The following is a 22,993-nucleotide window of genomic DNA, read 5'->3' as shown; positions in this document are numbered from 1 at the left end:
CATGGCCTTTACCGGCCGTGCCACAACTGAAGATGTGACGCAGTTCGAAACACAGGTAGTACAGCAAGGCCCTGTGGCGCAGTTGGTTAGCGCGCCGCCCTGTCACGGCGGAGGTCGCGGGTTCGAGTCCCGTCAGGGTCGCAAGAAATCTTTTCTCGGCATTCGCTTCGGGTGCCACTCGGCCAGGTAGCTCAGTTGGTACGAGCGTCCGCCTGAAAAGCGGAAGGTCGCCGGTTCGATCCCGGCCCTGGCCACCATCGCACTTTCATCCAGCCTCACCCGATCTTTCGGGTGAGGCTTTTTTCGTCGCCACCGTTGTCAGAACGGCGGGGTGCGGCCTGGGTGCCGCCGTCGTGCCACTTGGACCGTCGTACGCCGGCCCGGTCGCGGAGATTGCGCTTGCGGGCTTGCGCAGCTTCGTCCGGGTTGTGGTCCGTCCACAGCTCCCAGATCGTGTCCCGCAACGCCTTGACGTTGTACAGGTGCGCTGCGGCGAGGACATCGGGTGCGAGCACGGCGACGGTGGCGTCGGAGGCCCGGGCGAGAACACCCGCGATCACCTCGATGCGGGCGTAGTCCAACCCGCCTGCGGTGAATTCGGTGTCGATCAGCGGGAGCCGGTGTCAGAGCTGTTCTCCGGCGTCGAGCATGGTGGATGCGGCGGAGAAGGAGACGTTCAACGCCACCGACACATCGTTCGCCGCCGCTTTCGACGCGCGCACAAGATCACCGTCGCCGTTGCGTGCCTGACGGTCGAACTCGACACCGAGCCGCACGTCGAGCAGGTCGTAGGCGTCGTGCACACGCCGAGCGTCGAGGCGGTTCGACTGCCGCTGCGTCTCGGACAGGGCAACGGTCAGCTCGGGTGCGGTTCTCACCGCACCCGCTACCTCATTACGACCCCCCGGTCCGAACATACGTTCTGTATTACGTCACCCGACTGTAGTCCGCAACATCAATAATGCACTCGTGCAACAGAATTCGAGCTCGTAAATATGTCGGCCCCCTATGCATAAGGTTGGTAAGCCACGTTTCGCACGGGACTGATCCGGTTACCCCTAACCGGGACAGGGTCCAGCAGCGGCCCGTCTCGTAGACGCTTCGGCCCGATGGCCGCCATTTCCGATAGAGGGGTCCAAACATGACCGATCAGTACACATTTCGCGATCCCAGCACCATGTACGCCGACTTCGAGCCGAAGGAGGTGTCCCAGCCCGGCGCGGGTCTCGACTCGAAGATGGACAGCCTCGCCGACCTGGGCGCCGATACCTACCGCGGCTCGGGCCGCCTCGAAGGGCGCAAGGCCCTGATCACCGGTGGAGACTCCGGTATCGGTGGTGCGACGGCCATTGCCTACGCACGGGAAGGCGCCGACGTAGCGATCTCCTACCTCCCCGAAGAAGAATCCGACGCCGAGGCGATCGCGAAGCTCATCACCGACGCCGGACGCAAGGCAGTCAAGATCCCCGGTGACATCACCAGCGCCGAGCACTGCCGCACCTTGGTGGAAACCACCGTGCGTGAACTCGGCGGCCTGGACGCCCTGGTCATCAACGCCGGCAAGCAGCAGTACGTGAACAACATCGAGGACCTGACCGACGAGGAATTCGACGCGACGGTCAAGACCAACATCTACGCCATGTTCTGGACCGCGAAGGCGGCTGTGCCGCACATGCCGCCGGGCTCGACCATCATCGGATCGTCGTCCATCCAGGCCTACCAGCCATCGCCGCACCTGATCCACTACGCAATGACCAAGGCGGCGATCAACACCTTCCTGAAGGGTTTGTCGCAGCAGGTTGCAGATCGTGGCATTCGAGTCAATGTCGTTGCGCCCGGTCCGGTGTGGACACCACTGCAGACCGCGGGTGGTCAGCCGACCGACGCACTGCCCACGGTTGGCGAAGGAACCCCGCTCGGCCGGTGGGGTCAGCCCGCTGAACTGGCAACGGCGTACGTCTACCTCGCATCCCCCGAATCCAGCTTCGTTATCGGCGAAACACTCCACGTAAACGGTGGCATGCCGACGCCCTGACGTTCGTAGCAGTCGAATCGGGTGCATTCATTCTTTAGAGTGAGTGCACCCGAACGCTGTCCGAGTGCCTTCGGCCGACGGAGGGGCGTGCCGATGGCAGGTCTACAGGTCGTGCTGGCCGACGACGACGTCTTGCTGAGAGAAGGTCTGTCGAGCCTGCTTGCGAGCTCGGGGCTCGAGGTGATCGGTCAGGCCGGTGACGCGCAGGAGTTGTTGGCGCTGGTCCGCGCCAACCCACCGCAGCTGGCCATCGTCGACATCAGGATGCCGCCGTCGCACACCTCCGAAGGGCTCGATGCGGCGCTCGCCATTCGCAAGGAGTTCCCGGACACGGCAATCGTATTGCTGTCCTCGCACGTCGAGGTCGATCACGCCCTCGAACTCCTCGCCGGCGGTCACGGCATCGGTTACCTGCTGAAGACTCGCGTCACCGACATCGCCGATTTCGTCGACACGCTGGACCGCGTCGCGAACGGCGCATCCGTTGTCGATCCGGCACTGGTGCACGAGTTGGTGACGGCGCGCCGACGCGACGATCCGCTGGCAGTGCTGAGTGTTCGCGAGCGAGAGGTACTGACTCTGATGGCCGAGGGACTCTCGAACTCCGGCATCGGTCGCCGTCTGTGGATCACCGAAGGGACCGTCGAGAAGCACGTTCGAAGCATTCTCACGAAGCTGAACCTGGCCGAGACCGCCGACGATCATCGCCGCGTCCGAGCTGTGATGGTGTTTCTCGATGCGACGACATGATCACCGCGCCATCGTGCGCGCGATGAGCTCCACCGACATCGCGAACTTGGGAACGAACCCCACCGCGGCACTCGCCTCGACCATGTCGACGAAATCGTCCTCGTCGTGGGTGGACACCAGAACGATGGCCGGGCGGGGATGGAGGTCGAGACCGGCGAGTGCTTCGACGACCTCGAATCCATTCTCCCCGCCCAGATCGATGTCGACGAGTATCACATCGGGCTTTCCGACGGTTACCGCCGCGAGGGCGTCGTCCGATGTCGACGCTGTTCCCACCACGTCGATTCCCGCTGCCTCGAACATGGAGCGCGCAGCCGTGCAGAACGCAGGGCTGTCGTCCACGATCACGACGCGGGAGATGGGCGGGTTCACCTCGTCCAGAGTGTCAGACGTATCAGGCCGGGGCATTACCGCTAACCGGAACATCGTGTGACTGCCGGCCGGCCGAGTGAGACGAGGCCGCGTCAAATGAGGCCACGAAGGACCGGATGGGATCGGTACGTCTCCATGATCCTTCGTCCGTCGTCGCCCCCCGCGGTCTGGGGTGTGGCAGCCGTGTGTGGTGTGCTTGCTGCCGAAGTTCTCGTCGTCCTTGCGCTGCGGCGCATCTCGCCGGAGAACCCGTTCGGGGCGGTGTTCCTGCTGGGAGTGCTGATCGTCTCCGCGGGGTGGGGTATCGCGACGGCCTTGACGATGTCCGCTGCCAGCGCTGTCGCGTACGCATACCTTCATGCGAGCGAAAGTCCGGACAGCCTCTATCCGGCAATCGTGGTGTTCGTGGTGTTGGCGTTGGTATGCAACCTTCTTGCCGGCCAGGCTCGACTGCGGGGGATCGAGTCCTACCAACGCCGTTGCGAGGCAGATCTTCTCGCCGAACTCGCGCGGACCATGCTGCGCAGGCCGAGCGTGCGCGAGATCGGTGACACGGTGAGTCGACGACTGAGCGACGTGCTCGATCTTCCCCCTCCGTATGCCGTGTTGGAATCGGGCACGGCCGAGGACAAGCCGGGGTACACCCGAATCGTTTTGCGCGACGGCGATCTCGACATCGCAGTTCTGTTCCTGCCCGATTCGTTGTCGGCGTCGGAGTCTCGGCGCGTGAGCCGCGTCGTTCCCGCTCTCGAGGCGCTCCTGGCGGCGGCGCGCGACCGAGAAGCGTTGCACCGGAGCACCATCGACCTCGCCAAGCAGCAGGCCGCGTTGCGGAGGGTGGCAACGCTGGTCGCGCTCCAGGGCGACCCAGCGGACATCTTCCCCGCCACCGTTCAGGAACTGTCGCAGTCCCTCGGCGCGGAGCACGTGTCGTTGGTCCGATTCGACCCCGACGGATTCTGTACCGTTCTCGGAGGGTGCGACGACGACATGCAGCGCGATCATCTCGAGGTGGGTGAGCGTCTGGAACTCGGTGGACGCAACATCTGCACCGAGGTTCTCTCGACCGGCGCTCCGGCCACGGTCGACTACACCACGGCTACCGGACCGATCGCCGGCCGACTACGCGAACGAGGCTTGCTGCAGGGTGTCGGCGTTCCGATCAAGGTGGACGGGAAGACCTGGGGGGCGGTGGTGGTCGGAGCGGTCGACCGCACGCCGATACCCGACATCGCCGCGAGACTCACCGATTTCGCCGATCTGGTGGGTACCGCGGTCTTCAACAGCGAGACACGAGAACAACTGACGCTGTCCCGGGCGCGCGTCATTGCCGCTGCCGATCAGGCGCGGCGCACCATCGAGCGTGATCTGCACGACGGCGCGCAACAACGCATCGTCTCGCTCAGTATGGAGTTGCGGGCAGCGCAAGCAGCAGTGCCCGTCGACCAGCCGGCCCTGTGGTCGCAACTCGACCGCACAGTCGACGATCTCGCCCAGCTGCATGCCGATCTGCAGCAACTCTCGCGTGGAATCCACCCGGCCATCCTGTCCCGAGGCGGTCTCGGCCCTGCCCTCAAGACGTTGGCCAGACGGTCGCCGGTACCGGTGTCCCTGACGGTCGACGTCGGTGTCAGGCTGCCCGAGCGCATCGAGGTGGCCGCGTATTACGTGGCGGCAGAGGCGATGACGAACACCGCGAAGTATGCGCAGGCCACGGAAATCGTGGTCACCGTGCGCCTCGACGGCGGCCTTCTCGACTTGACCGTGACCGACGACGGCGTCGGCGGGGCCACGACGGAGGGTGGATCTGGACTGTTGGGACTGCACGACCGGATCGAGGCAGTCGGCGGAACATTGACGGTGGCGAGCCCGCTCGGACTCGGTACGGCTCTCATTGCGCAGGTGCCGATTACCGGCTAGCCGGTAACGGCACTGGGCGGCAGCAGCGACGACAACGGTTCGGCGAAAGACGAATGTTGCCTCAATGCCGTCGAATACATCGACTGCCCTGAGCAACGGGAGCTCGTCATGACCACACCCACCGTCGTCCTCGTCCACGGAGCCTTCGCCGACGCCGCCAGCTGGGCGCCCGTCACCCGTCGCCTTCTCGACACGGGCCACGCCGTCGTCGTCCCTGCCGTACCCAACCGCAGTCTCGTCGGTGATTCGGCCTACATCAGGTCCGTCGTCGAGCAGATCGACGGCCCGGTCCTCCTCGCCGGTCACTCGTACGGCGGCGCGGTGATCACTGTCGCGGGCATGGCAGACAACGTCGTCGGACTTGTCTACGTTTCCGGGTACGCACTCGACGAGGGCGAAAGCCTCGGCGAACTCCAAGGCCGCTTCGCCGTTTCCGATCTCGCCGCGAACCTCGTCTACACCCCGTTCCCCGTCGAGGGTTCGGAGCCGGGCACCGATGTCTCGGTCAAGGTCGATGCGTTTCCCGCCGTGTTCGCCGGCGGCATCGACGTTGCGACCGCCGAGGTTCTCGCGGTCGGCCAGCGTCCCCTCGCAGCCCTCGCATTCAGCGAAACCGCCTCTGCTGCAGCATGGAAGACGAAGCCGGGCTGGGGCATCGTCAGCACCGAAGACCACACGATCAATCCGGAGGTGGAGCGCTTCGGCTACGAGCGTGCCGGTCTGAAGAGCGTCACCGAACTCGACGCGCCGCACCTGGTGATGCTGGCCAAGCCCGACGAGGTGGTCGCCGTGATCGAAGACGCACTGTCCGCTCTGTCATGACCACCGACCTCGCGAAAGCCCCCATCGCCGATGCGCCCTCGGCGTGGGCGCCGCTGCGAGGGCGCATCTACCGCACGCTGTTCATCGCTCAGCTGGTGTCGAACATCGGACTGTGGATGCAGACGGTCGGGTCGCAGTGGTTCCTGGTGGAACACGACAGCAGTGCCACGGTGGTCGCTCTGGTGCAGACGGCGAGCCTGCTGCCCACGCTGTTCTTCGCGTTGCTCGCCGGCGGACTCGCTGACCTGCTCGATCGCCGCAGGTTGCTGATCGCGGTCAGCACGTACACGGCTGCTGTCGCGGCGATGACCGCGGTCCTCGCCTTCACCGACGTGCTGACCCCGACCACGTTGTTGGCCATGACGTTCCTGCTGGGGTGCGGATCTGCTCTGTCGTCTCCCGCGTGGCAAGCCATCCAACCCGAACTGGTTCCGGCCGAGCAGATCCCGGCAGCATCCGCCCTGGGCGGCGTCACCGTGAACGGTGCGCGCGCCATCGGCCCGGCCATCGGCGGCGTGATCGTGGCCGCAGCCGGACCGGCTGCGGTGTTCGCGATCAACGCGCTGACGTTCGTCGTCATCCTCGGCGCACTGGCCTGGTGGCGCCGGCCCGCGGACGATCGGACCGTCGACCGGGAACGCCTCGGCAGGTCCATGCTGACCGGGCTGCACTACATGCAGTCCGCACCGATCGTCCGCCGAATTCTGTTGCGTTCGGCCCTGTTCGCGTTCCCGGCCTCGGCGTTGTGGGCCTTGTTACCGCTGGCGTCGTCGCAGCATCTGCACTTCGGTGCGTCCGGGTACGGGTTGGTGCTGGGCATGCTCGGAGTGGGCGCGGTGTCCGGGGTCGCGTTGTATCCGCGGTTACGAAAGTCGATGTCCGCCAACAACTTGCTCGCTCTTTCGGCAGTGACCTACGCCGTCGGCGTCGTCGCCGTGGCCTACCTCCCCGCCGGCGCGGCAGTCCCGCTCCTGCTGCTGTCGGGAGCGGCGTGGATCGCGACTCTCACCACCCTGAACGCGTCGATTCAGCTCTCCCTCGCGCACTGGGTACGGGCGCGAGGAATGTCGATCTACCTGCTTGTTTTCATGGGGTCTCAGGCGTTGGGGTCGTTCGTCTGGGGCGTCATCGCGTCGCAGGTGGGTTTCGCTGCAGCCCTACTGATGTCGGCGGCGCTACTGGTGGCGACCGCTGCAAGCGTCGCCGTAGTTCCACTGCGCGCCGACACCGGCACACTGCCGCGTGGTGTGTCGGCGGCGTGGCCGACTCCGACAGTAGTATTCGGACCCGAGCCCGACGACGGCCCCGTTGTGATCTCGATGACGTACCGGGTGCGACCCGAGTCGGTGGCCGACTTCGACCGCGCCATGGTGGCCGTCGGGAAAGCCCGTCGCCGCACCGGCGGCTACTCGTGGGGACTCTTCCGCGACGGGACCGACCCGGCACTGCGTGTCGAGCAGTTCACCGCCCCGTCGTGGGGCGACTTCGAACGCCAGCATCGCGAGCGCTGGACGGATTCGGACCATCAGCGCATCACCGAGGCGCTGGAATACACCGTCACCGGGGCCACCGAGAAGGAGGAGCACCTGTTCGGTCTACCTGCTACCCGGTAGTGCGAGACACCCGCCAGCGGCGAGGACATCGCGGGCTCGGTGGACGAAAGTTGTCTTCGAGCAAGTCAGCGAAATTCGAACTCAGGAGGACACCATGCCGTACATCACCACCACCGACGGAACCGAGATCTACTACACCGAGCAGGGGACGGGTCAGCCCGTTCTGTTGAGCCACGGCTGGCCGTTGTCGTCGGATGCCTGGCAGGTGGAGCTCAAGCTTCTCGCCGATGCCGGCTACCGCGCCATCGCTCACGACCGCCGCGGTCACGGCCGCTCGTCGAAGACGTACACGGGCAACGACATGGACACCTACGCACGCGATGTCGCCGAACTGGTCGATGCGCTGGACCTCCACGACCTCGTAGTGATCGGGCACTCCACGGGCGGTGGTGAAGTGGTCCGCTACGCCGCGCAGCACGGCGCCGGTCGCGTCGTGAAGGTCATCACGGCCGGAGCGGTTCCGCCGGTGATGCTGAAGTCGGAGAGCAACCCCGAGGGCACACCCATCGAAGCACTGGACGGCATTCGCGACGGCGTGCTCACCGACCGCTCGCAGTTCTACCAGGATCTGTCCAACGCATTCTTCGGTGCCAACCGCGATGGTGCGCAGGTCTCACAGGGAGCGAAGGACGACTTCTGGCGTCAGGGAATGCTCGTGAATCTCGCCGCCGCCTACGACTGCGTGAAGGCGTTCTCCGAGACCGACTTCACCGAGGATCTGAAGGCGCTGACGGTTCCGATATTCATCGCTCAGGGCGACGACGATCAGATCGTTCCCATCGCGGCCGCTGCGAAGAAGTCGATCGAGCTCGTCAAGGACGGAACGCTCAAGGTCTATCCCGGTGCGCCGCACGGAATCTACGGCGCGTACCAGAAGGAACTGGACCAGGACATCCTGGACTTCATCAAGAAATGACCGTCCCGCTCGCACTCGGTTCGATCGGCAACGTCTTCTACTTCGTCGACGATCTCGAGGCTGCAGTCGATTGGTACTCCGCCCGGTTGGGTCGCTCTCCGATCCAGCGGGGCGGAGCATTGGTGGCGTTCGACATCGACGGTGTCCGGCTCACCTTGCACCGGAACGACGAGCTGAACTCGTCCGGACCGGCGGGAGTCTCCGCGTACTGGACGGTCGACGATGTGGATGTGATTGCCGCGGAGTGGATTACGCACGGCGCCGTGGCGCACCGCGGACCCAAGACTGTCTTCACGGGCGAGAGGCTCTGCCAGCTACTCGACCCCTTCGGCAATCTGTTCTCGGTACGTCAAGCTCCCGCGTGACCGATCATGTCGGCGACGATCTTCGCCGACATGATCACCAGGGGCAGTCCTCCGCCGGGATGTGACGACCCGCCGACGAGGTAGAGGCCGGGTACCGGCGACCGGTTGGAGGGGCGGAGGAACGCGGCCGTCGCGGAATTGGACGAGGTGCCGTATATCGACCCACCGGGAGTCATGGTCCGACGCTCCAGGTCGGCGGGAGAGATGATGCGGCGGTGGCGGATGCGACTTCGGATGTCGACGCCGCGTTCGGCCATCTGTTCCACGATGGAATCCGCGTACCGTTCGCTCAGACCCGGTGCATCCCAGTCGGTTCCGTTATCGGGATCGTGCGGTGGTGCGTTGACGAGGACGAACCAGGCGCCGGTGTCCGGGCCGGGAACGATGGCCGGGTCGGTCGGTGCGCTGATGTAGATCGTCGGACGCTCGACCGGCCGTGCGCGGCCGCGCCGCCCGAACACCGAATCGAATTCCGCGTCGTAGTCCTCGGTGAACATCACGTGGTGATGTGCCTGGTCGGCCGGCGGATCGTCCACTGCAAGAAGCAGAACGAAGCCGGACAGTGATCGCGTGGTGCGGCGCAGACGTCGCCGCGCGGCAGCGACGCCGCGGTGCCGTCGACCGAGCAGATTGTCGTACACCTGGTGGGCGTCGGCGTTGGCCACGACGGTCTCGGCGTCGATCATCGATCCGTCGTCCAGGCGCACACCGGCGACACCGTCTGCGCCGCAAGTGATTTCGTCGACCCGGGTGTTCAGTCTCAGCTCGACACCGAGCGTCGCACATCGATCGGCCAGCGCCTGCGCCAACCTGTACAGCCCACCGTCGATGTACCAGGAACCGAACGCCTGCTCCGCGTACGGCACGGTGACGAGAGCCGCCGGCGCCGTCCTGGGATCCGAGCCGGTGTAGGTGGCGTATCTGTCGAGGAGCATGCGCAGGCGCGGGTCGTCGAGGTACTTCGAGCCGACACCGCGTAAGGACTGCCACGGTGCCACCGCCCGGACGTCGCCGGGCTTGCGGGCCAGTCGCACCATGGTCGACATCGAGATGGGGGAGCGCAGAAACGGCGTTTCGGTGAGATCCCAGATGCGACGGGACCGTTCGAGGAAGCGGGTCCATTGCGCTCCACGACCTTGGCCCAGGGCAGCGTCGAGTGCAGCCGGAATCTGCTCGACCTCACCCGGGAGATCCAGGGTGACTCCGTCGGGAAAGGTGTAGCGGCAGGCAATCGGCAGTCTCGTCAGAGTCACACCGGCGTCCGACGCGGAGCTTCCGGTGGCGCTGAACAACTCTCGCAGTTCGTCGGGCATCGTCACCAGCGACGGCCCGGTGTCGAAGGCGAACCCGTCGACGGTCTCGAGACCCAATTTCCCGCCGACGCGAGCGGCCTGCTCGACGAGGGTGACGGTGTGACCCTGCGCGGCCAGTCGAGCAGCTGCGGCCAGTCCGCCCACACCGGCGCCGATCACCACAACTCGTCGGGTCATGGCACCAGTGTGCCCGGCAGCGGATGCGCTCCGCCGCCGGGCACGGTCGTGCTTACGTGCGGGCCGACTCCAACGTGTCGTTGAACGTCTTGCTCGGCCGCATGACAGCCGCCGTCGCCTCGTGGTCGGGGAAGTAGTACCCGCCGATGTCGACCGGCTCACCCTGCACGGCAGCGAGTTCGGAGATGATGGAATCCTCGTTCTTCGCCAGCTCCTCGGCGAGCGGAGCGAAGTGCTTCGCCAGCTCCGGGTCGTCGGTCTGGTCGGCCAGCTCCCGGGCCCAGTAGAGCGCCAGGTAGAAGTGGCTTCCCCGGTTGTCGAGCTCGCCGGTCTTGCGCGACGGGCCCTTGCTGTTCTCGAGCAGTTTGCCGGTCGCGGCATCGAGGGCCTTGCCCAGAACCGTCGCCTTGCCGCCGGTCTTCTTGCCGAGATCCTCCAAGCTGACGGCGAGGGCGAGGTACTCGCCCAACGAATCCCAGCGCAGGTGGTTCTCCTCGATCAGCTGGTTGACGTGCTTGGGTGCAGAACCACCTGCGCCCGTCTCGTACAGCCCGCCGCCGGCCATGAGCGGCACGATCGACAGCATCTTCGCGCTGGTGCCGAGCTCGAGAATCGGGAACAGGTCGGTCAGATAGTCACGCAGGATGTTGCCGGTGGCCGAGATGGTGTCCAGGCCGCGGGCGACGCGCTCGAGTGTGTACCGCATCGCGCGGACCTGCGACATGATCTGAATGTCCAGGCCGTCGGTGTCGTGATCCTTCAGGTACTTGCGCACCTTGCCGATCAGTTCGTTCTCGTGCGGGCGGTACGGGTCCAGCCAGAACAGCACCGGCATTCCCGAATCGCGGGCGCGCGTCACGGCGAGCTTGACCCAGTCCTGGATCGGCGCGTCCTTGACGATGCAGAGGCGCCAGATGTCGCCCTTCTCCACGTTCTGGGTCAGCAGCACCTCACCGGTGGCGTTGTCCACGATGTCGGCGACGGAGTCTTCTTCGATCTCGAACGTCTTGTCGTGCGAGCCGTACTCTTCGGCTTTCTGGGCCATGAGGCCGACGTTGGGAACGGTGCCCATGGTGGTGGGATCGAACTGGCCGTTCGTCTTGCAGAAGTTCACCATCTCCTGATAGATGCGGGAGAAGGTGGACTCGGGGTTGACGGCTTTGGTGTCCTTGGGCCGACCGTCGGCTCCCCACATCTTTCCGCCGGCACGAATCATCGCGGGCATCGATGCGTCGACGATGACGTCGCTGGGGGAATGGAAGTTCGAGATACCGCGGGCCGAATCGACCATCGCCAGTTCCGGGCGGTGCTCGTGGCACTTGTGCAGATCTTCGACGATCTCGTCGTGCTTCGACGCCGGAAGGGACTCGATCTTGCTGTAGAGGTCGGACAGTCCGTTGTTGACGTTGACTCCGAGCTCTTCGAACAGCTCCCCGTGCTTGGCGAACGCCTCCTTGTAGAAGGTGCGCACAGCGTGGCCGAACACGATGGGGTGCGAGACGCGCATCATGGTCGCCTTGACGTGCAGCGAGAACATGACGCCCGTGTCGTAGGCGTCCTGCATCTGCTCTTCGTAGAACTTGTCCAGCGCCTTGGCGCTCATGAACATGGAGTCGATGACGTCGCCGTCGTTCAGCGAGACTGCCTTCTTCAGGACCTTGGTCTCGCCGCCCTTCGTCTTCAGTTCCATGCGGACCTCGCGGTCACCGTCGACGGTCATCGACTTCTCACCGTGGTAGAAATCGCCCTCGCGCATGTGCGCGACGTGGGTGCGCGACGCGGGTGACCACTCGGTCATGCTGTGGGGATGCTTACGCGCGTACTCCTTGACGGCCTTCGGTGCACGGCGGTCCGAGTTGCCTTCGCGTAGAACAGGATTGACGGCGCTACCGAGGCACTTGGTGTAGCGGTCGCGGATCTCGCGCTCTTCGTCGGTCTTCGGGTTACCGGGGAAGTCGGGGATGGCGTACCCCTTGTCCTGGAGTTCCTTGATCGCGGCGAGCAGCTGCGGCACGGACGCGCTGATGTTCGGAAGCTTGATGATGTTGGTGTCGGGATCCTGCGTCAGGCGTCCCAACTCGGCGAGGTTGTCCTCGACGCGCTGATCTTCGTTCAGGTAGTCCGGGAACTCTGCGAGGATGCGGGCGGCAACCGAGATGTCGGTGGATTCGACGCTGATGTCGGCCGCGTCGGCGAACGCGCGGATGACCGGCAGAAATGCGTGGGTTGCAAGCATCGGAGCTTCGTCGGTCAGGGTGTAGATGATGGTCGGCTGCTTCGCGTTCATGTTTCGCTTTCGCCTCGATTTCTTCTGGTGCTTGTGGCTTCGTCTTTTCGTGTCCGACCCCAACGTTTATCACGTCGGACCGGGTTGTGTGACGAGGGTTTCTCCTCGATACCTTCACATTGTCCCCCCGAACTCCCCACATTCGCGCAATACAGTCCTCTCATGACTGATCGCCGAATACTCGTGGTCGACGACGAGGTCACGATTGCCGAGTCGATCGCGTCGCGCCTACGAGCGGAAGGGTTCGTCGTCGACATCGCCGGAGACGGACCGACTGCCGTGCGGATGTGTGACGAACTGCGTCCCGACCTCGTCGTTCTCGACGTGATGCTTCCCGGCTTCGAAGTGTGTCGACGGATTGAGGCGCAGCGACCCGTGGCCGTACTGCACGACTCGTGGTGGCAGTTCAATGCGGCTCGTGCGGAGGCGAGGTCGATTCTCGACGCCCGGCCCGTGCTGTCGAACCCATCGGCATGCGACACGGTTCACTGAGCCGTTGTGCATCGAGCTAGCGCCGGCCCTCGCGCAGCGTCCGCTCGGCGAGTTCCCGCAGGGGCCCGGTGAGGTAGGAATCGGCCATCTCGCAACTGCGGTCACCGACACCGATCTGCCAGACGAACCCGTCGGGAACACGGTGCGGCGCAGGCTCCTCGGCCAACCGATCGAGGATTGGCAGCGACTCCTGCACCAGCGAATGCCACTCCGGCGCACGCTCTCCGAGCTGCTCCAGGTTGACGGCACCGCGGCGGGTCATGCCGGCGACGCCGCCGCTGCGCACCACCACGATGTCCATCCTGATCAGGTCTTTCTGTCCGCCGCATCCATGGGATCGACACCCACGGTAGACCATGCCGACGCGATGGCACGGTGAACATCGGACTCGGTACCGAACAAGCTCGATGCCGTGGCCAGGGTGGCGCTCGAGAACCCCGCGAAGTCGACCGTGGGGGAGAGGGTGCCGGAGGTGAGGGTGTCGAACCAGACGCGTCCGGCACGCTCCCAGGACGACCCGCCGAGAGCCTGCGCGGCCACCGCGAACACGCGGTTGGGAATGCCGGAGTTGATGTGGACTCCGCCGTTGTCCTCGGTGGTCTCGACGTACCCGGCCATGTCCGCCGGCTGTGGGTCCTTGCCCAGCACATCGTCGTCGTAGGCCGTTCCGGGTTCGAGCATGGATCGCAAGGCCCGTCCCTGAACGGCCGGAAGAAACAGTCCTTCGCCGACCAGCCACGACGCCTCGGCCGCCGTCTGCTTCTTCGCGTACTGCTCGACCATCGCGCCGAAGACGTCGGACATGGATTCGTTGAGTGCCCCGGACTGCCCGACGTACTCCAGGCGTGAGGTGAATTGCGTGAAGCCGTGCGTCAATTCGTGCGCGATGACTCCGACGGACACGGTGAACCGGGTGAACACCTCGCCGTCACCGTCGCCGAACACCATGCGCGACCCGTCCCAGAACGCGTTGTCGTAGTCCTGGCCGTAGTGCACCGTGGCGTCGAGTGGCAGGCCCTTGTTGTCGAGACTCGACCAGTCGTAGACATCCTTGTAGAAGGTGAAAGTGTCTCCCAGTCCGACATAGCTCTCGTCGGTCGCGAGATCACCCGTGTCGGGGTCGCCTTCGCTGCGCACCGTCTTGCCTGGCAGTTCCTGCTTGCCTTCCGCGTCGGAGATGGTGCGGGTGAGCGTGCCCGCCCCGGGCACGATGGCGGTTCGCCGAGGTGACGAAGAATCGCGACGGCTGCGCATTTCCGAGTCGATCTGCAGTGTCCTACGCGCCCCGTCAGCGGCTGTGGACAGACGTGCGCTCGGTCGCGACGGCTGATCGGCGATGCGCTGCAGAAGAAACGGCGGCACGACGCCCTGGCACGCGGTATGACGGTCGGTGTTGGTCATGCGATCAACGGTAGACGGGGCCGCCGACAATCGCAGACGACTATTGCGAGCAACCGCTCTCTAAGTTACGGTTCCTTCATCGAGTGATGGAGGTCACATGATCGAATTCGACGTGGTAATCACCGGCGGAACCGTCTACGACGGGAGCGGCGGTCCCGGAGTCCGCGCCGACGTCGGCATCGTCGGCGGTGTGGTCCGGGCGGTGTCGTCGTCGCCGCTCGAGATCGGCGCGGCGACCGAAGTCGTCGACGCGCGCGGAAAATGGGTGATGCCCGGCTTCGTCGACGTGCACACCCACTACGACGCAGAAGTGCTCGTGGGCCCCGGCCTCGAAGAATCGGTACGGCACGGTGTCACCACCGTGCTGCTCGGCAACTGCTCGCTCTCGACGCTCTACTCCACTCCGGTCGACATCGCCGATCTCTTCAGTCGTGTCGAAGCTCTGCCGCGTGACCATGTGCTCAAAGCGGTCGACACGCACAAGACGTGGACGACGCCCGAGGAGTACATCGAGGCGCTGGAACGACTTCCGTTGGGTCCCAACATCGCTGCGCTGGTAGGGCACTCCGACCTCCGCGCTCACGTCATGGGTCTCGACCGCTCGACTGATCGCACCCAGAAGCCGACGCGCCAGGAGTGGGCAGCGATGTCGGATGCGCTGGAGACGGCGCTCGACGCCGGGTTGCTCGGCATGTCGACGATGACGAACCCGTGGGACAAACTCGACGGTGACCGGTACCGGTCACGCTCGCTGCCCTCGTCCTACGCGCGGTGGAGCGAGTTCCGCGGCCTGCACAAGATTCTGCGCAAGCGCGGACGACTACTGCAGAGCATTCCGAACCTGAACACCAAGTACGACATGGTGTTCTTTCTTGCCTCGGCCACTGGCTTGGGTCGCACGCCGCTGAAGACGTCGCTCCTCGCCGCGGCGGATGCCAAGGCGTCTCCGTGGATTCACCGCATCTTCGGGCCACTCGCCCGTGCGGTCAACGGTCCCGGCAAGGGCCAGTTCCGCTGGCAACATCTACCCACGACGTTCGACGTGTACTCCGACGGTATCGACCTCGTCGTGTTCGAGGAGTTCGGGTCCGGACGTGCCGCGTTGCACCTACGAGAAGAGTTGGGCCGCAACGAGTTGCTCGCCGACGAGGCTTACCGCAGGTGGTTCCGCGCGGACTTCGAGAAGAAATTCTCCTCGCGCGTGTGGCATCGCGATTTCGCCGATGCGCAGATCACCGAGTGCCCCGATGCGTCGGTGATCGGCAAGAACATCGCGGAGGTCGCTGCCGAGCGCGGGGTGCACGTCGTGGACGCTTTTCTGGACCTGGTCGTCGAACACGGACGAAAGCTGCGGTGGCACACCACCATCGCCAACCATCGCAAGAAGCAGATGGACAAGTTGATCAATCAGCCCGGTGTGACGGTCGGTTTCTCCGACGCCGGCGCGCACCTGCGCAACATGGCGTTCTACAACTTCGGAATTCGGTTGCTGCACCGGGTGAACGAGGCGCGCGGAGACAGTCGCCCGTTCATGTCCGTCGAGAAGGCGGTGCACAAACTGAGTGCCGAGCTGGCCGACTTCTACGGCGTCGACGCCGGCCATCTCCGGTTGGGGGACCGAGCCGACATCGTGGTGGTGGACCCTGCAGGCCTCGACGACGACGTCATCGCCTACCGCGAGCAGACGATGCCGGAGTTCGGCGGACTGAGCCGAATGGTCAACCGCAACGACCGCGCCGTCACCGCCACGCTCGTGTCCGGTCGGGTCGTGTTCTCCCGCGGCGAGTTCGCGCCGTGGTTCGGGGTGTCGGAGCGAGCGGGCAGCTTCCTGCGCGCCGGTGTGGTGACCGCGCCGCTCGTGACGGAGCGTGTGTGAGCCCGAGCCAGCAGGAGCGGCGCACCGAGACCATCGGGAAGCTACTGGACGCGGCCATTTCGTCGCTGTGCGAGAAGGGCTACGCCGGAACGACAGTGAGTGAGATCGTGACCCGTGCCGGCGTCTCGTCCGGCGCGCTGTTCCGGCATTTCGACACCCGACTCGATATCGTCGTCGCTGCGGCCGACGAGGTTCGGCGCCGGCAGTTCGTCGAGTTTCGCGAGGGTCTGTCGGCATTCGGCAACGCATCGGTCGAGCATTGCCTGACGTTGCTGAGGGCGGCCTGTCGGGCCCCGATCAACGGCGCCTGGTACGAACTGCTCACCGCAGCCCGTTCCGATGGCGAGCTTCGGGAGCGGCTGCGTCCGTTCACCATTCGGTACCACGAGGAGATCTCTCAGCTCGCTCGGACGCTGCCGATTGCGGGGATGATCGACGCCGAGCACCTGGAAACGGTCATCTTCACCGTGGTTCACCTTCTCGACGGTGAGGCACTTGCCGCCGTGGTGCACCCGCAGCCCGAGCAGGAAGCCGCCCGGCTGAAGATGATCGCCCATCTGCTGCGCGGTGGGACCGTGCTCTCACTGACCGAGGCTGGATGAGCACCTGGACAGTCCGTGTGCCCGGCGCCGACATCGCTGCCTTCGAGTACGGAAACCCGAACGCCGCGTCGACAGTGCTTCTGGTGCACGGGTATCCCGACGATCATCACATGTTCGACCCGTTGATCGCCGAACTCGGTGACTCGGTTCGGATAGTCGCCTACGACACGCGGGGGAGTGGCGCCAGCGTCGCCGACGACCGGCGCGACAACTCCATCGAACGTCTCGCCGAGGACGCATACGCGGTGGTGGAGTCGATCCGCGGTCTCACGGGCAAGGTCCACGTCTTCGCGCACGACTGGGGGTCGTTGCAGATGTGGGAGGCCATGTCGTCGCCGCGGGCGACAACGACATTCGCGTCGTACACCTCGGTGTCGGGTCCGAGCCTGGACCACCTCCGGCAGGTGTCACGAGCGCGAATGGTTCGTCCGACGCGGTGGTGGTCCGTCGCGGCGCAGCTGAGCAGATCGTGGTACGTCTTCGCTTTTCACGTTCCCCTCCTGAGCCGACACGTACCGACGCTGCTGGCCGCGTTCGGATCCGAAGACGAACCGACTCCGACCGAGGCGGATCAACAGCGCGGCATCGCTCTGTATCGGCGAAACCTGCTGCGCCGGCTGATATCCGGGCCGGAGCCGAGGTGTGGTGTGTCGGCCACGGTCGTGGCTCCGACCCGCGATCGCATGCTGTCGCCGAATTTGACGGAGGGCCTGAGCGATTGGATCCCGACCCTTCGTGTCATCGAGGTGGATGCGGGCCACTGGTGGCCCTACACCCACCCGAAAGATGCAGCAGCGGTGCTGATGTCCTCGCTCTAGGAGGCCGGCACGCTCGTCGGCGCGGGGCACGTGGCCGTCGGCGCGACCTCGACACCGGCTTCGGCCTCGCACGTCGCCGTGGTGGACGGCGCGACGGTCTCGTCGGTCACCGATGGGATCGTCGCATCCGTCGTCTGCACCGATTCGCTCTGTGTCGGAACGGCATCGGACGTGGTCGTGTCGGACGGTGTCGTGGGCGCGGGGGCCGTCGACGTGGTGTCGGGCAACGGGGTGGTCGACGTGGAGGACGTCGTGGTGGCGTCGGCAGTGGTCGTCGCCGTCTCGTCGGTGGACATCACGGCCTGGACTGCGGCGACTGCTGCAACCGGGTCGGCCTGGACCGTGCGGAGTGCGGCTTGCTTGACCACGGGATCGGCGATCGGCTTCTTGGCCTGAGCGTCCTTCGCCAGTTGCGTGAGCCAGGCAGCGGCGTACTGCGCCGACGTCAGCGGCTTGCCGTTGGCCAGGTCTGCATCTCGCCAGTAGTCGAAGTGATGTCCGACGCCGGGGCCGAGAGTGAGGCCGTACGGGTCGTTCATCAGGACCGGCACGGTGTTCTGGTTGTCGGTGATCAGGCCGACGACTTCCTTGAACAACTTCGACGGGAGGTAGGCCAGATTCGAGGCCTTGTCGCTGTCGATCGGTGCCGTCGTGTCGGACTTCGACACCGGTGTCGTCGCGGCCTTGCTCGGGTCGTAACCGGGCTCGGACACCTTGATCAGAACGTCGAGGAACGTCTCGTCGCTTGCCAACCAGTTGGGCTGCGACGCAATGTCGTTCAGAGCGAAGAACGCGACGCGACCGATCACGGTGGCGACGTCCGCGGCGGTGGCCGGAGTCAGTCCCTCACGTTCGAAGGCGTCGACATTGACCTGGCGACCGACATTGGCGAGCAGGTGAACGATGCTGGTGCTCTCGGGTAGCGAGCAGGTGAGGTCGCCGTTCGAGCAGAAGGACGCGACCTTGCCGTCCAGTGCGCCGAAACTGCCGGACGTGCCCGGGAGTGCGCCGGCGCCGGTAGCCGTGGTCTGACCGTTCTGGTAGTTCGTGTCGAAGTTGTCGGGTCGGCTGTACGGGTTCGCGGCGCCCGGGAACGGGCCTTCACCACTGGTGCGTCCGGCGTCGGCCAGGATGACGACACCGACCACCTTGGACGGGTTCACGATGGCGTACTTGCCGTCCGTCGGAATCTGGTTGCCGACCTCCATCGCCGTACGACGAGCGACGTCTGCCCCCTCGCTGTAACCGACGATGGCGAAGCGGGTGCCGGGGCAGGACGCCGAGATGGCCGACATGACGGACTTGGCGTTGGAGACCCCGGTGTCCACGGCGGCGTCGTACGACGACATGTTCGCCGGGTACTGGAGGTAGATCGCGGCGTAGGACTCGGGGTTCACCGCGCTGTTGGCCGGACTCACGACCTCGTCGACCCAGTCCGACTCGAAATCGTCCGAAAGCGCGGCCGGGAGTTGATTGCCGTTGGCGTCGGTGAGCAGCTTGACCCCGGCGCCGGGAGCACCGTTGCGTCCGCCGATTCCGATGCTGACCATGTCGTAGCACGTGGACGTGGAGACCAGTTCGACGGCAGGTGCGTCGGTCGTGGCCGCGCCTCCACCCGTCAGCGCAACTGCGCCGGCTGCGACGACACCGAGCGAAGCGAACGCTGCAATGCTGGCGGCAATTCGCCGCGACGGACGTGTGAACGACATGTGACCTACCTCGAACGCGTGGTGCCCTGTGATCCCCGTCCCGCCGTGTGGCGGGTCACCCGCATGTCGGCACGGGCAGCCGGTTCGTTACAGGAACTTACGGATCGGGGGTCGCGACCAGCTCAGGGGCAGGCGATCTTGGCCTGGTCGTAGATCTTCTTCGCGTCGTCGGCGCTCGGAGCGGTGCCGTTGTTGGTCGCGTTCTGCTCGATACTCGTCACCACTGCGCCCTCGTCGGCGCCGTCGGAGATCTGCTGGCATGTGCTGGTGAGCAGTGCCTTGATCTCGTCGTCACTCTTGCCCTCCGCGAGCGAGGAGAACTGGGCCTTGTAGGCGGCAACGAAGGTGGCGCCCTTGGCATCGTCGAACAGTCCGCCCGCGTTCTCGGCAAGCGATCCCGCACTCGACCTGACACCCGGCGCCGCGGACTGCACCGAACTGACCGCTCCCTCCGCAGCGTTGTTGGCGGAGGTGAGCAGGTTGTTCGCGGTGTCGGAGGCGCTCTGCTGATCGTCCGAACTGCACCCCGTCAGGAGCAGAACGGCAGCGGCGGACGCGGAGATGACGGCAGTGGCGAGTTTCATCCGTGCATCGTAAGAGATGGGGAGAACCTCGAAACGGAGAACGCCGGTCACGGACGAGTCGAGGTGCCCATAATTGTCGATGGCCACAACCAGCGCCGATCGGCCGGTGCGTACGTCCGGCTCCCGAGTGCTTCGCAACGCATACGGAACACCGTCGGTGGAAACCTTCTTGCTCATCACCATCGCCACGATTCTGCTGACTCGCGCGTACTTGGAGATCACCGATTATCCGCAGGTCGGCGGTGGCTCACTCCACATCGCGCACGCGCTCTACGGCGGCGGCTCGATGGTCGCAGCGCTGATCGTCGGGTGGATGTTCGTCGGATTCGGCGTGCGTGTGTGGACCGTCGTCCTCGGCGGGGTCGGGTTCGGTCTGTTTCTCGACGAAGTGGGCAAATTCGTGACAACCGCCAACGACTACTTCTACGGCCCGGCGGCCGAAATCATGTACATCGTCGTGGTCGCAGTCCTGGTCATCGGCCGGCTCGTGCGTGACCGCCGGCCGCCGAACGCGCAGGAGTGCCTGGCGAACGCGGCAACGATCGTCGCCGAGGGAATCGCGCACGGTCTCCCCGACAGCCGACGACAGTGGGCAGGGGAGTTGTTGGTCCGAGCGCGCGAGTTGGGCGCGGACGAAGATGCGGTCCACGGTTGTGCTGCGGTCCTGCTGCGTTGCCCGCGCGATCGTGGTCGACTCCGAGGTGCTCAGCTCGCTCTGTCGGCGAGAGTGCCACGGCTGTTTCGCAGTCCACACTGGGTGTCGGTCGTGGGTTGGCTCTTGGTTCTCGTGTCCGGCGCCGGAGCTGTCCTCGGCACCGTCGCACTGGTGCTCGGCGGCATCGACCTGAATCGTCGAGACCTGACACTTCAGTTGGACGACATGAACCTTGCCGACGGAATCCTCTTCGTGAGTGCGCTTCTCACGTTCGTTCTCGCGGCGCCCGCGATGATTGCCCGACGTCGCACCGACAGCGTGTGGCCACTGCGGTGGCTTCGGGCGGCGGCTCTGATCTTCACGATGCTGAACGCTCTCGTCGATTTCGCCCAGGAGGGTTTCGCCGCGCTGGGCAGCGTGGTGGTCGGGTTGTTCTGCCTCGCAGTCATTTCGCACCGCATCACGGTGGTCACCAGGGGAGCGACCGCGACGAAGAGAAGCGGCGACGTTCGGCTGTGAGCGGATCCACGAACTCGATACTGCGAGCGAGCAGTCGAAGTGGCGAGCGATAGTCGTCGGCCGCCACTTCGGTGACGTCGGGATACAGCGGGTCGCCCTCGATCGGAAGGCCGAGCGAGTTCATGTGGACGCGAAGTTGGTGTGTCTTGCCCGTGTGCGGATGGAGGCGATACAGCGCCCTGTTGCCATCGTGCCGAACGATGTCGATGTCGGTGACCGCATTCGGCTCACCGGACACCTCCATCGCCTGAAGAGAGCTGCGGTCCTTGATGATTCGGCTGGCCACCGTTCGGGGAAACGCGAGGTGCGGGCGGTAGGGGGCGACGGCCTCGTAGGTCTTCGTCATGGTGCGATCGCGGAACATCTCCTGATAGGCGCGTCGCACCTCGGGCCGAACGGTGAACAGAAGGACACCCGCCGTCAGCCTGTCGAGTCGGTGCGCAGGACTGAGCTCCGGGATCTCCAGTTCGCGGCGCAATCGGACCAACGCCGTCTGAACCACGAATCGGCCGCGAGGAGTGGTGGCGAGAAAATGCGGTTTGTCCACCACGACAAGGGATCGGTCCCGATACAGAATGTCGATCGCGAACGGTACGACCGGCTCGTTCGGTGGGTCTCGATACAGATAGATATCGGCCCGAGGTGTCACCGGGGTCGCGTCGTCGATCGGAACTCCGGCCGCGTCGACCACCTCGCCGGCGTCGATCTTCTCGCGGATTCGGTGGGCGTCCGCGGGAAAGCGCTCGGTGAGGTAGGCGAGCACGGTGGAATGAGTCACGGGCGGGTCCGGCAACCTGATTCGCGACGGACCGAGTCCGTCGCGAATCGGGAGCGGAGGCTTCGGCATCCGGTGAACGGCGGTCGATCAGTCGTCGGCGACGGTGATCGTGACGTCGATGTTGCCGCGAGTTGCGTTGGAGTACGGGCACACCTGGTGCGCCTTGTCCGCGAGCTCCTGAGCCTTGTCGTGCTCGACGTTCGGAAGCGTGACCTCGAGAACGACAGCGAGTTCGAAGCCGCCGGCGTCGTTCGGGCCGATGCTGACCTGCGCGCCGACGGACGAGTCGTCGATGTTCACACCGTCGTTCTTGGCGACGATGCGCAGCGCGGAGTGATAGCAGGCGGCGTACCCGACGGCGAAGAGCTGCTCGGGGTTGGTGCCCTCACCGCTGCCGCCCATCTCCTTCGGCGATGCGAGGTCCACATCGACCTTGCCGTCGGTGGTCCGTCCGTGGCCGTTGCGGCCGTCTCCGGTTGCGAGTGCTTCGGCGGTGTACAGAGTCTTCATGGTGTGCCTTTCTGTTGTGCGTCCACGGATTCGCGGAGCGAACCCGTCAGTCGATGGAGCAAGTGGGCCAGGCCGGACATTTCGGCTTCGGTCAATCCCGATGCGGCGAAGAGACATTCGGGAAGCGCGTGTGCGCGCTCCCGAAGTGCCGAACCGGTGTCGGTCAGGTGTATGTCGACGCGACGCTCGTCGCCGGTGGAGCGTAGGCGGGTCAGATGCCCCGCCTGCTCCAGACGCTTGAGCAACGGCGACAGAGTGCCGGAATCGAGTTCGAGACGCCGACCGAGTTCACCGACGGCAAGACCGTCCTGTTCCCAGAGGGCCAGGAGGACGAGGTACTGCGGATAGGTGATGCCCAGTTCGTCCAAGAGCGGCCGATAGACCGCGGTGGTTGCCCGCGACGCCGAGTGGAGCGCGAAGCACACCTGTCGGTCCAAGGCCACGAAATCGCTCACAGACAAGACTGTAGAGCACAATTA

Annotated in this window: 23 protein-coding genes, 2 tRNA genes and 1 pseudogene; 14 read left to right on the top strand and 12 right to left on the bottom strand. The window is 65.2% G+C overall.

Annotation, left to right across the window (positions count from 1 at the left end; all coding sequences use genetic code 11):
• The first annotated feature begins 67 nt into the window (after positions 1–67).
• Both IEW02_RS20485 and IEW02_RS20480 read left to right on the top strand, forming a co-directional pair.
• Positions 68–141, top strand: a tRNA-Asp gene (locus IEW02_RS20485).
• Positions 142–180: 39 nt separating this feature from the next.
• Positions 181–257, top strand: a tRNA-Phe gene (locus tag IEW02_RS20480).
• 18 nt (positions 258–275) lie between these two features.
• On the opposite strand, the gene IEW02_RS20475 is transcribed toward IEW02_RS20480, so the two are convergent.
• Complete coding sequence (locus tag IEW02_RS20475) at positions 276–581, bottom strand: hypothetical protein (RefSeq protein ID WP_188546754.1); 306 nt, start codon at positions 579–581, stop codon at positions 276–278.
• Positions 582–623: 42 nt separating this feature from the next.
• A complete protein-coding gene (locus tag IEW02_RS20470; RefSeq protein ID WP_188546753.1) occupies positions 624–878 on the bottom strand; it encodes a hypothetical protein in 255 nt (84 codons plus the stop codon).
• A gap of 263 nt (positions 879–1,141) precedes the next feature.
• Between IEW02_RS20470 and IEW02_RS20465 the strand changes: the two genes are divergently transcribed.
• Both IEW02_RS20465 and IEW02_RS20460 read left to right on the top strand, forming a co-directional pair.
• Positions 1,142–2,035, top strand: a complete 894-nt coding sequence (locus tag IEW02_RS20465; RefSeq protein WP_188546752.1) for an SDR family oxidoreductase — start codon at positions 1,142–1,144, stop codon at positions 2,033–2,035.
• A 93-nt stretch (positions 2,036–2,128) separates the two neighbouring features.
• The gene (locus IEW02_RS20460; protein WP_188546751.1) at positions 2,129–2,785 is read left to right on the top strand and encodes a response regulator; all 657 of its coding nucleotides are present in this window, start codon (positions 2,129–2,131) and stop codon (positions 2,783–2,785) included.
• On the opposite strand, the gene IEW02_RS20455 is transcribed toward IEW02_RS20460, so the two are convergent.
• Positions 2,786–3,157 carry a response regulator gene (locus IEW02_RS20455; RefSeq protein WP_229746194.1) on the bottom strand — a complete coding sequence of 124 codons (372 nt, stop codon included), beginning with the start codon at positions 3,155–3,157 and terminating at the stop codon, positions 2,786–2,788. It abuts the gene before it with no gap.
• 96 nt (positions 3,158–3,253) lie between these two features.
• Here IEW02_RS20455 and IEW02_RS20450 point away from each other — a divergent pair, with 96 nt between their 5' ends.
• From IEW02_RS20450 to IEW02_RS20430, 5 genes are all read left to right on the top strand, one after another.
• On the top strand, positions 3,254–5,077 hold the full coding sequence (locus IEW02_RS20450) for a GAF domain-containing sensor histidine kinase (RefSeq protein WP_229746193.1): 1,824 nt from the start codon (positions 3,254–3,256) through the stop codon (positions 5,075–5,077).
• 108 nt (positions 5,078–5,185) lie between these two features.
• On the top strand, positions 5,186–5,899 hold the full coding sequence (locus IEW02_RS20445) for an alpha/beta hydrolase (protein ID WP_188546749.1): 714 nt from the start codon (positions 5,186–5,188) through the stop codon (positions 5,897–5,899).
• Positions 5,896–7,512 carry an MFS transporter gene (locus IEW02_RS20440; RefSeq protein ID WP_188546748.1) on the top strand — a complete coding sequence of 539 codons (1,617 nt, stop codon included), beginning with the start codon at positions 5,896–5,898 and terminating at the stop codon, positions 7,510–7,512. Before IEW02_RS20445 ends, IEW02_RS20440 begins: the two co-directional genes overlap by 4 nt.
• 94 nt (positions 7,513–7,606) lie before the next feature.
• Positions 7,607–8,428, top strand: coding sequence for an alpha/beta fold hydrolase (locus IEW02_RS20435; RefSeq protein WP_188546747.1), 822 nt, complete (start codon positions 7,607–7,609; stop codon positions 8,426–8,428).
• A complete protein-coding gene (locus tag IEW02_RS20430) occupies positions 8,425–8,793 on the top strand; it encodes a VOC family protein (protein ID WP_188546746.1) in 369 nt (122 codons plus the stop codon). The genes IEW02_RS20435 and IEW02_RS20430 overlap by 4 nt, the downstream gene beginning before the upstream one ends.
• On the opposite strand, the gene IEW02_RS20425 is transcribed toward IEW02_RS20430, so the two are convergent.
• Together IEW02_RS20425 and IEW02_RS20420 are read right to left on the bottom strand one after the other, a co-directional pair.
• Positions 8,778–10,283 carry a phytoene desaturase family protein gene (locus tag IEW02_RS20425; protein ID WP_188546745.1) on the bottom strand — a complete coding sequence of 502 codons (1,506 nt, stop codon included), beginning with the start codon at positions 10,281–10,283 and terminating at the stop codon, positions 8,778–8,780. The genes IEW02_RS20430 and IEW02_RS20425 overlap by 16 nt on opposite strands.
• Before the next feature lie 52 nt (positions 10,284–10,335).
• The gene (locus tag IEW02_RS20420) at positions 10,336–12,570 is read right to left on the bottom strand and encodes an NADP-dependent isocitrate dehydrogenase (protein WP_188546744.1); all 2,235 of its coding nucleotides are present in this window, start codon (positions 12,568–12,570) and stop codon (positions 10,336–10,338) included.
• 162 nt (positions 12,571–12,732) lie between these two features.
• On the opposite strand from IEW02_RS20420, the pseudogene IEW02_RS20415 reads away from it, so the two are divergent.
• Positions 12,733–12,957: pseudogene (locus IEW02_RS20415) on the top strand (response regulator); the annotation flags it as partial.
• Positions 12,958–13,078: 121 nt separating this feature from the next.
• Here IEW02_RS20415 and IEW02_RS20410 read toward each other — a convergent pair.
• The gene (locus IEW02_RS20410) at positions 13,079–13,363 is read right to left on the bottom strand and encodes a protealysin inhibitor emfourin (RefSeq protein WP_229746192.1); all 285 of its coding nucleotides are present in this window, start codon (positions 13,361–13,363) and stop codon (positions 13,079–13,081) included.
• Positions 13,364–13,368: 5 nt separating this feature from the next.
• On the bottom strand, positions 13,369–14,463 hold the full coding sequence (locus IEW02_RS20405) for a M4 family metallopeptidase (RefSeq protein ID WP_188546742.1): 1,095 nt from the start codon (positions 14,461–14,463) through the stop codon (positions 13,369–13,371).
• Between the two features lie 97 nt (positions 14,464–14,560).
• Between IEW02_RS20405 and IEW02_RS20400 the strand changes: the two genes are divergently transcribed.
• The 3 genes from IEW02_RS20400 to IEW02_RS20390 are packed head-to-tail and all read left to right on the top strand — an operon-like array spanning position 14,561 to position 17,759.
• On the top strand, positions 14,561–16,339 hold the full coding sequence (locus tag IEW02_RS20400) for an N-acyl-D-amino-acid deacylase family protein (protein WP_188546741.1): 1,779 nt from the start codon (positions 14,561–14,563) through the stop codon (positions 16,337–16,339).
• Positions 16,336–16,941, top strand: coding sequence for a TetR/AcrR family transcriptional regulator (locus IEW02_RS20395; protein WP_188546740.1), 606 nt, complete (start codon positions 16,336–16,338; stop codon positions 16,939–16,941). The genes IEW02_RS20400 and IEW02_RS20395 overlap by 4 nt, the downstream gene beginning before the upstream one ends.
• Positions 16,938–17,759: an alpha/beta fold hydrolase gene (locus IEW02_RS20390; protein WP_188546739.1), complete on the top strand. Its 822-nt coding sequence runs from the start codon at positions 16,938–16,940 to the stop codon at positions 17,757–17,759. The genes IEW02_RS20395 and IEW02_RS20390 overlap by 4 nt, the downstream gene beginning before the upstream one ends.
• Here the strand turns inward: IEW02_RS20390 and IEW02_RS20385 are convergent.
• Together IEW02_RS20385 and IEW02_RS20380 are read right to left on the bottom strand one after the other, a co-directional pair.
• Positions 17,756–19,468, bottom strand: a complete 1,713-nt coding sequence (locus IEW02_RS20385) for a cutinase family protein (protein WP_188546738.1) — start codon at positions 19,466–19,468, stop codon at positions 17,756–17,758. The genes IEW02_RS20390 and IEW02_RS20385 overlap by 4 nt on opposite strands.
• A 122-nt stretch (positions 19,469–19,590) precedes the next feature.
• Positions 19,591–20,052 carry a hypothetical protein gene (locus IEW02_RS20380; protein ID WP_188546737.1) on the bottom strand — a complete coding sequence of 154 codons (462 nt, stop codon included), beginning with the start codon at positions 20,050–20,052 and terminating at the stop codon, positions 19,591–19,593.
• Positions 20,053–20,131: 79 nt separating this feature from the next.
• On the opposite strand from IEW02_RS20380, the gene IEW02_RS20375 reads away from it, so the two are divergent.
• On the top strand, positions 20,132–21,226 hold the full coding sequence (locus IEW02_RS20375) for a hypothetical protein (protein ID WP_188546736.1): 1,095 nt from the start codon (positions 20,132–20,134) through the stop codon (positions 21,224–21,226).
• Here IEW02_RS20375 and IEW02_RS20370 read toward each other — a convergent pair.
• Genes IEW02_RS20370 through IEW02_RS20360 form a run of 3 tightly spaced genes read right to left on the bottom strand, consistent with a single transcriptional unit; the run spans position 21,177 to position 22,969 of the window.
• Positions 21,177–22,073, bottom strand: a complete 897-nt coding sequence (locus IEW02_RS20370) for a pseudouridine synthase (protein ID WP_188546735.1) — start codon at positions 22,071–22,073, stop codon at positions 21,177–21,179. The genes IEW02_RS20375 and IEW02_RS20370 overlap by 50 nt on opposite strands.
• Positions 22,074–22,091: 18 nt before the next feature.
• Positions 22,092–22,514, bottom strand: a complete 423-nt coding sequence (locus tag IEW02_RS20365) for an organic hydroperoxide resistance protein (RefSeq protein ID WP_188546734.1) — start codon at positions 22,512–22,514, stop codon at positions 22,092–22,094.
• The gene (locus IEW02_RS20360) at positions 22,511–22,969 is read right to left on the bottom strand and encodes a MarR family winged helix-turn-helix transcriptional regulator (RefSeq protein WP_188546733.1); all 459 of its coding nucleotides are present in this window, start codon (positions 22,967–22,969) and stop codon (positions 22,511–22,513) included. The genes IEW02_RS20365 and IEW02_RS20360 overlap by 4 nt, the downstream gene beginning before the upstream one ends.
• Positions 22,970–22,993: the final 24 nt, after the last annotated feature.

The sequence above is a fragment of the Rhodococcoides trifolii genome, from assembly GCF_014635345.1.
In the GTDB taxonomy this organism is placed as follows: Bacteria; Actinomycetota; Actinomycetes; order Mycobacteriales; family Mycobacteriaceae; genus Rhodococcoides; species Rhodococcoides trifolii.
Note: the sequence above shows the minus strand (reverse complement) of the source record. Positions and strands in the feature narration are given on the sequence as shown.

What these genes read in the sequence shown, in the direction of transcription:
- IEW02_RS20465 (WP_188546752.1), top strand. Translation starts at nt 1,142, where the DNA reads ATGACCGATCAGTACACATTTCGCGATCCCAGCACCATGTACGCCGAC.
- IEW02_RS20460 (WP_188546751.1), top strand. Translation starts at nt 2,129, where the DNA reads ATGGCAGGTCTACAGGTCGTGCTGGCCGACGACGACGTCTTGCTGAGA.
- IEW02_RS20450 (WP_229746193.1), top strand. Translation starts at nt 3,254, where the DNA reads ATGAGGCCACGAAGGACCGGATGGGATCGGTACGTCTCCATGATCCTT.
- IEW02_RS20445 (WP_188546749.1), top strand. Translation starts at nt 5,186, where the DNA reads ATGACCACACCCACCGTCGTCCTCGTCCACGGAGCCTTCGCCGACGCC.
- IEW02_RS20440 (WP_188546748.1), top strand. Translation starts at nt 5,896, where the DNA reads ATGACCACCGACCTCGCGAAAGCCCCCATCGCCGATGCGCCCTCGGCG.
- IEW02_RS20435 (WP_188546747.1), top strand. Translation starts at nt 7,607, where the DNA reads ATGCCGTACATCACCACCACCGACGGAACCGAGATCTACTACACCGAG.
- IEW02_RS20430 (WP_188546746.1), top strand. Translation starts at nt 8,425, where the DNA reads ATGACCGTCCCGCTCGCACTCGGTTCGATCGGCAACGTCTTCTACTTC.
- IEW02_RS20425 (WP_188546745.1), bottom strand. Translation starts at nt 10,283, where the DNA reads ATGACCCGACGAGTTGTGGTGATCGGCGCCGGTGTGGGCGGACTGGCC.
- IEW02_RS20420 (WP_188546744.1), bottom strand. Translation starts at nt 12,570, where the DNA reads ATGAACGCGAAGCAGCCGACCATCATCTACACCCTGACCGACGAAGCT.
- IEW02_RS20410 (WP_229746192.1), bottom strand. Translation starts at nt 13,363, where the DNA reads ATGGACATCGTGGTGGTGCGCAGCGGCGGCGTCGCCGGCATGACCCGC.
- IEW02_RS20405 (WP_188546742.1), bottom strand. Translation starts at nt 14,463, where the DNA reads ATGACCAACACCGACCGTCATACCGCGTGCCAGGGCGTCGTGCCGCCG.
- IEW02_RS20400 (WP_188546741.1), top strand. Translation starts at nt 14,561, where the DNA reads ATGATCGAATTCGACGTGGTAATCACCGGCGGAACCGTCTACGACGGG.
- IEW02_RS20390 (WP_188546739.1), top strand. Translation starts at nt 16,938, where the DNA reads ATGAGCACCTGGACAGTCCGTGTGCCCGGCGCCGACATCGCTGCCTTC.
- IEW02_RS20385 (WP_188546738.1), bottom strand. Translation starts at nt 19,468, where the DNA reads ATGTCGTTCACACGTCCGTCGCGGCGAATTGCCGCCAGCATTGCAGCG.
- IEW02_RS20380 (WP_188546737.1), bottom strand. Translation starts at nt 20,052, where the DNA reads ATGAAACTCGCCACTGCCGTCATCTCCGCGTCCGCCGCTGCCGTTCTG.
- IEW02_RS20375 (WP_188546736.1), top strand. Translation starts at nt 20,132, where the DNA reads ATGGCCACAACCAGCGCCGATCGGCCGGTGCGTACGTCCGGCTCCCGA.
- IEW02_RS20370 (WP_188546735.1), bottom strand. Translation starts at nt 22,073, where the DNA reads ATGCCGAAGCCTCCGCTCCCGATTCGCGACGGACTCGGTCCGTCGCGA.
- IEW02_RS20365 (WP_188546734.1), bottom strand. Translation starts at nt 22,514, where the DNA reads ATGAAGACTCTGTACACCGCCGAAGCACTCGCAACCGGAGACGGCCGC.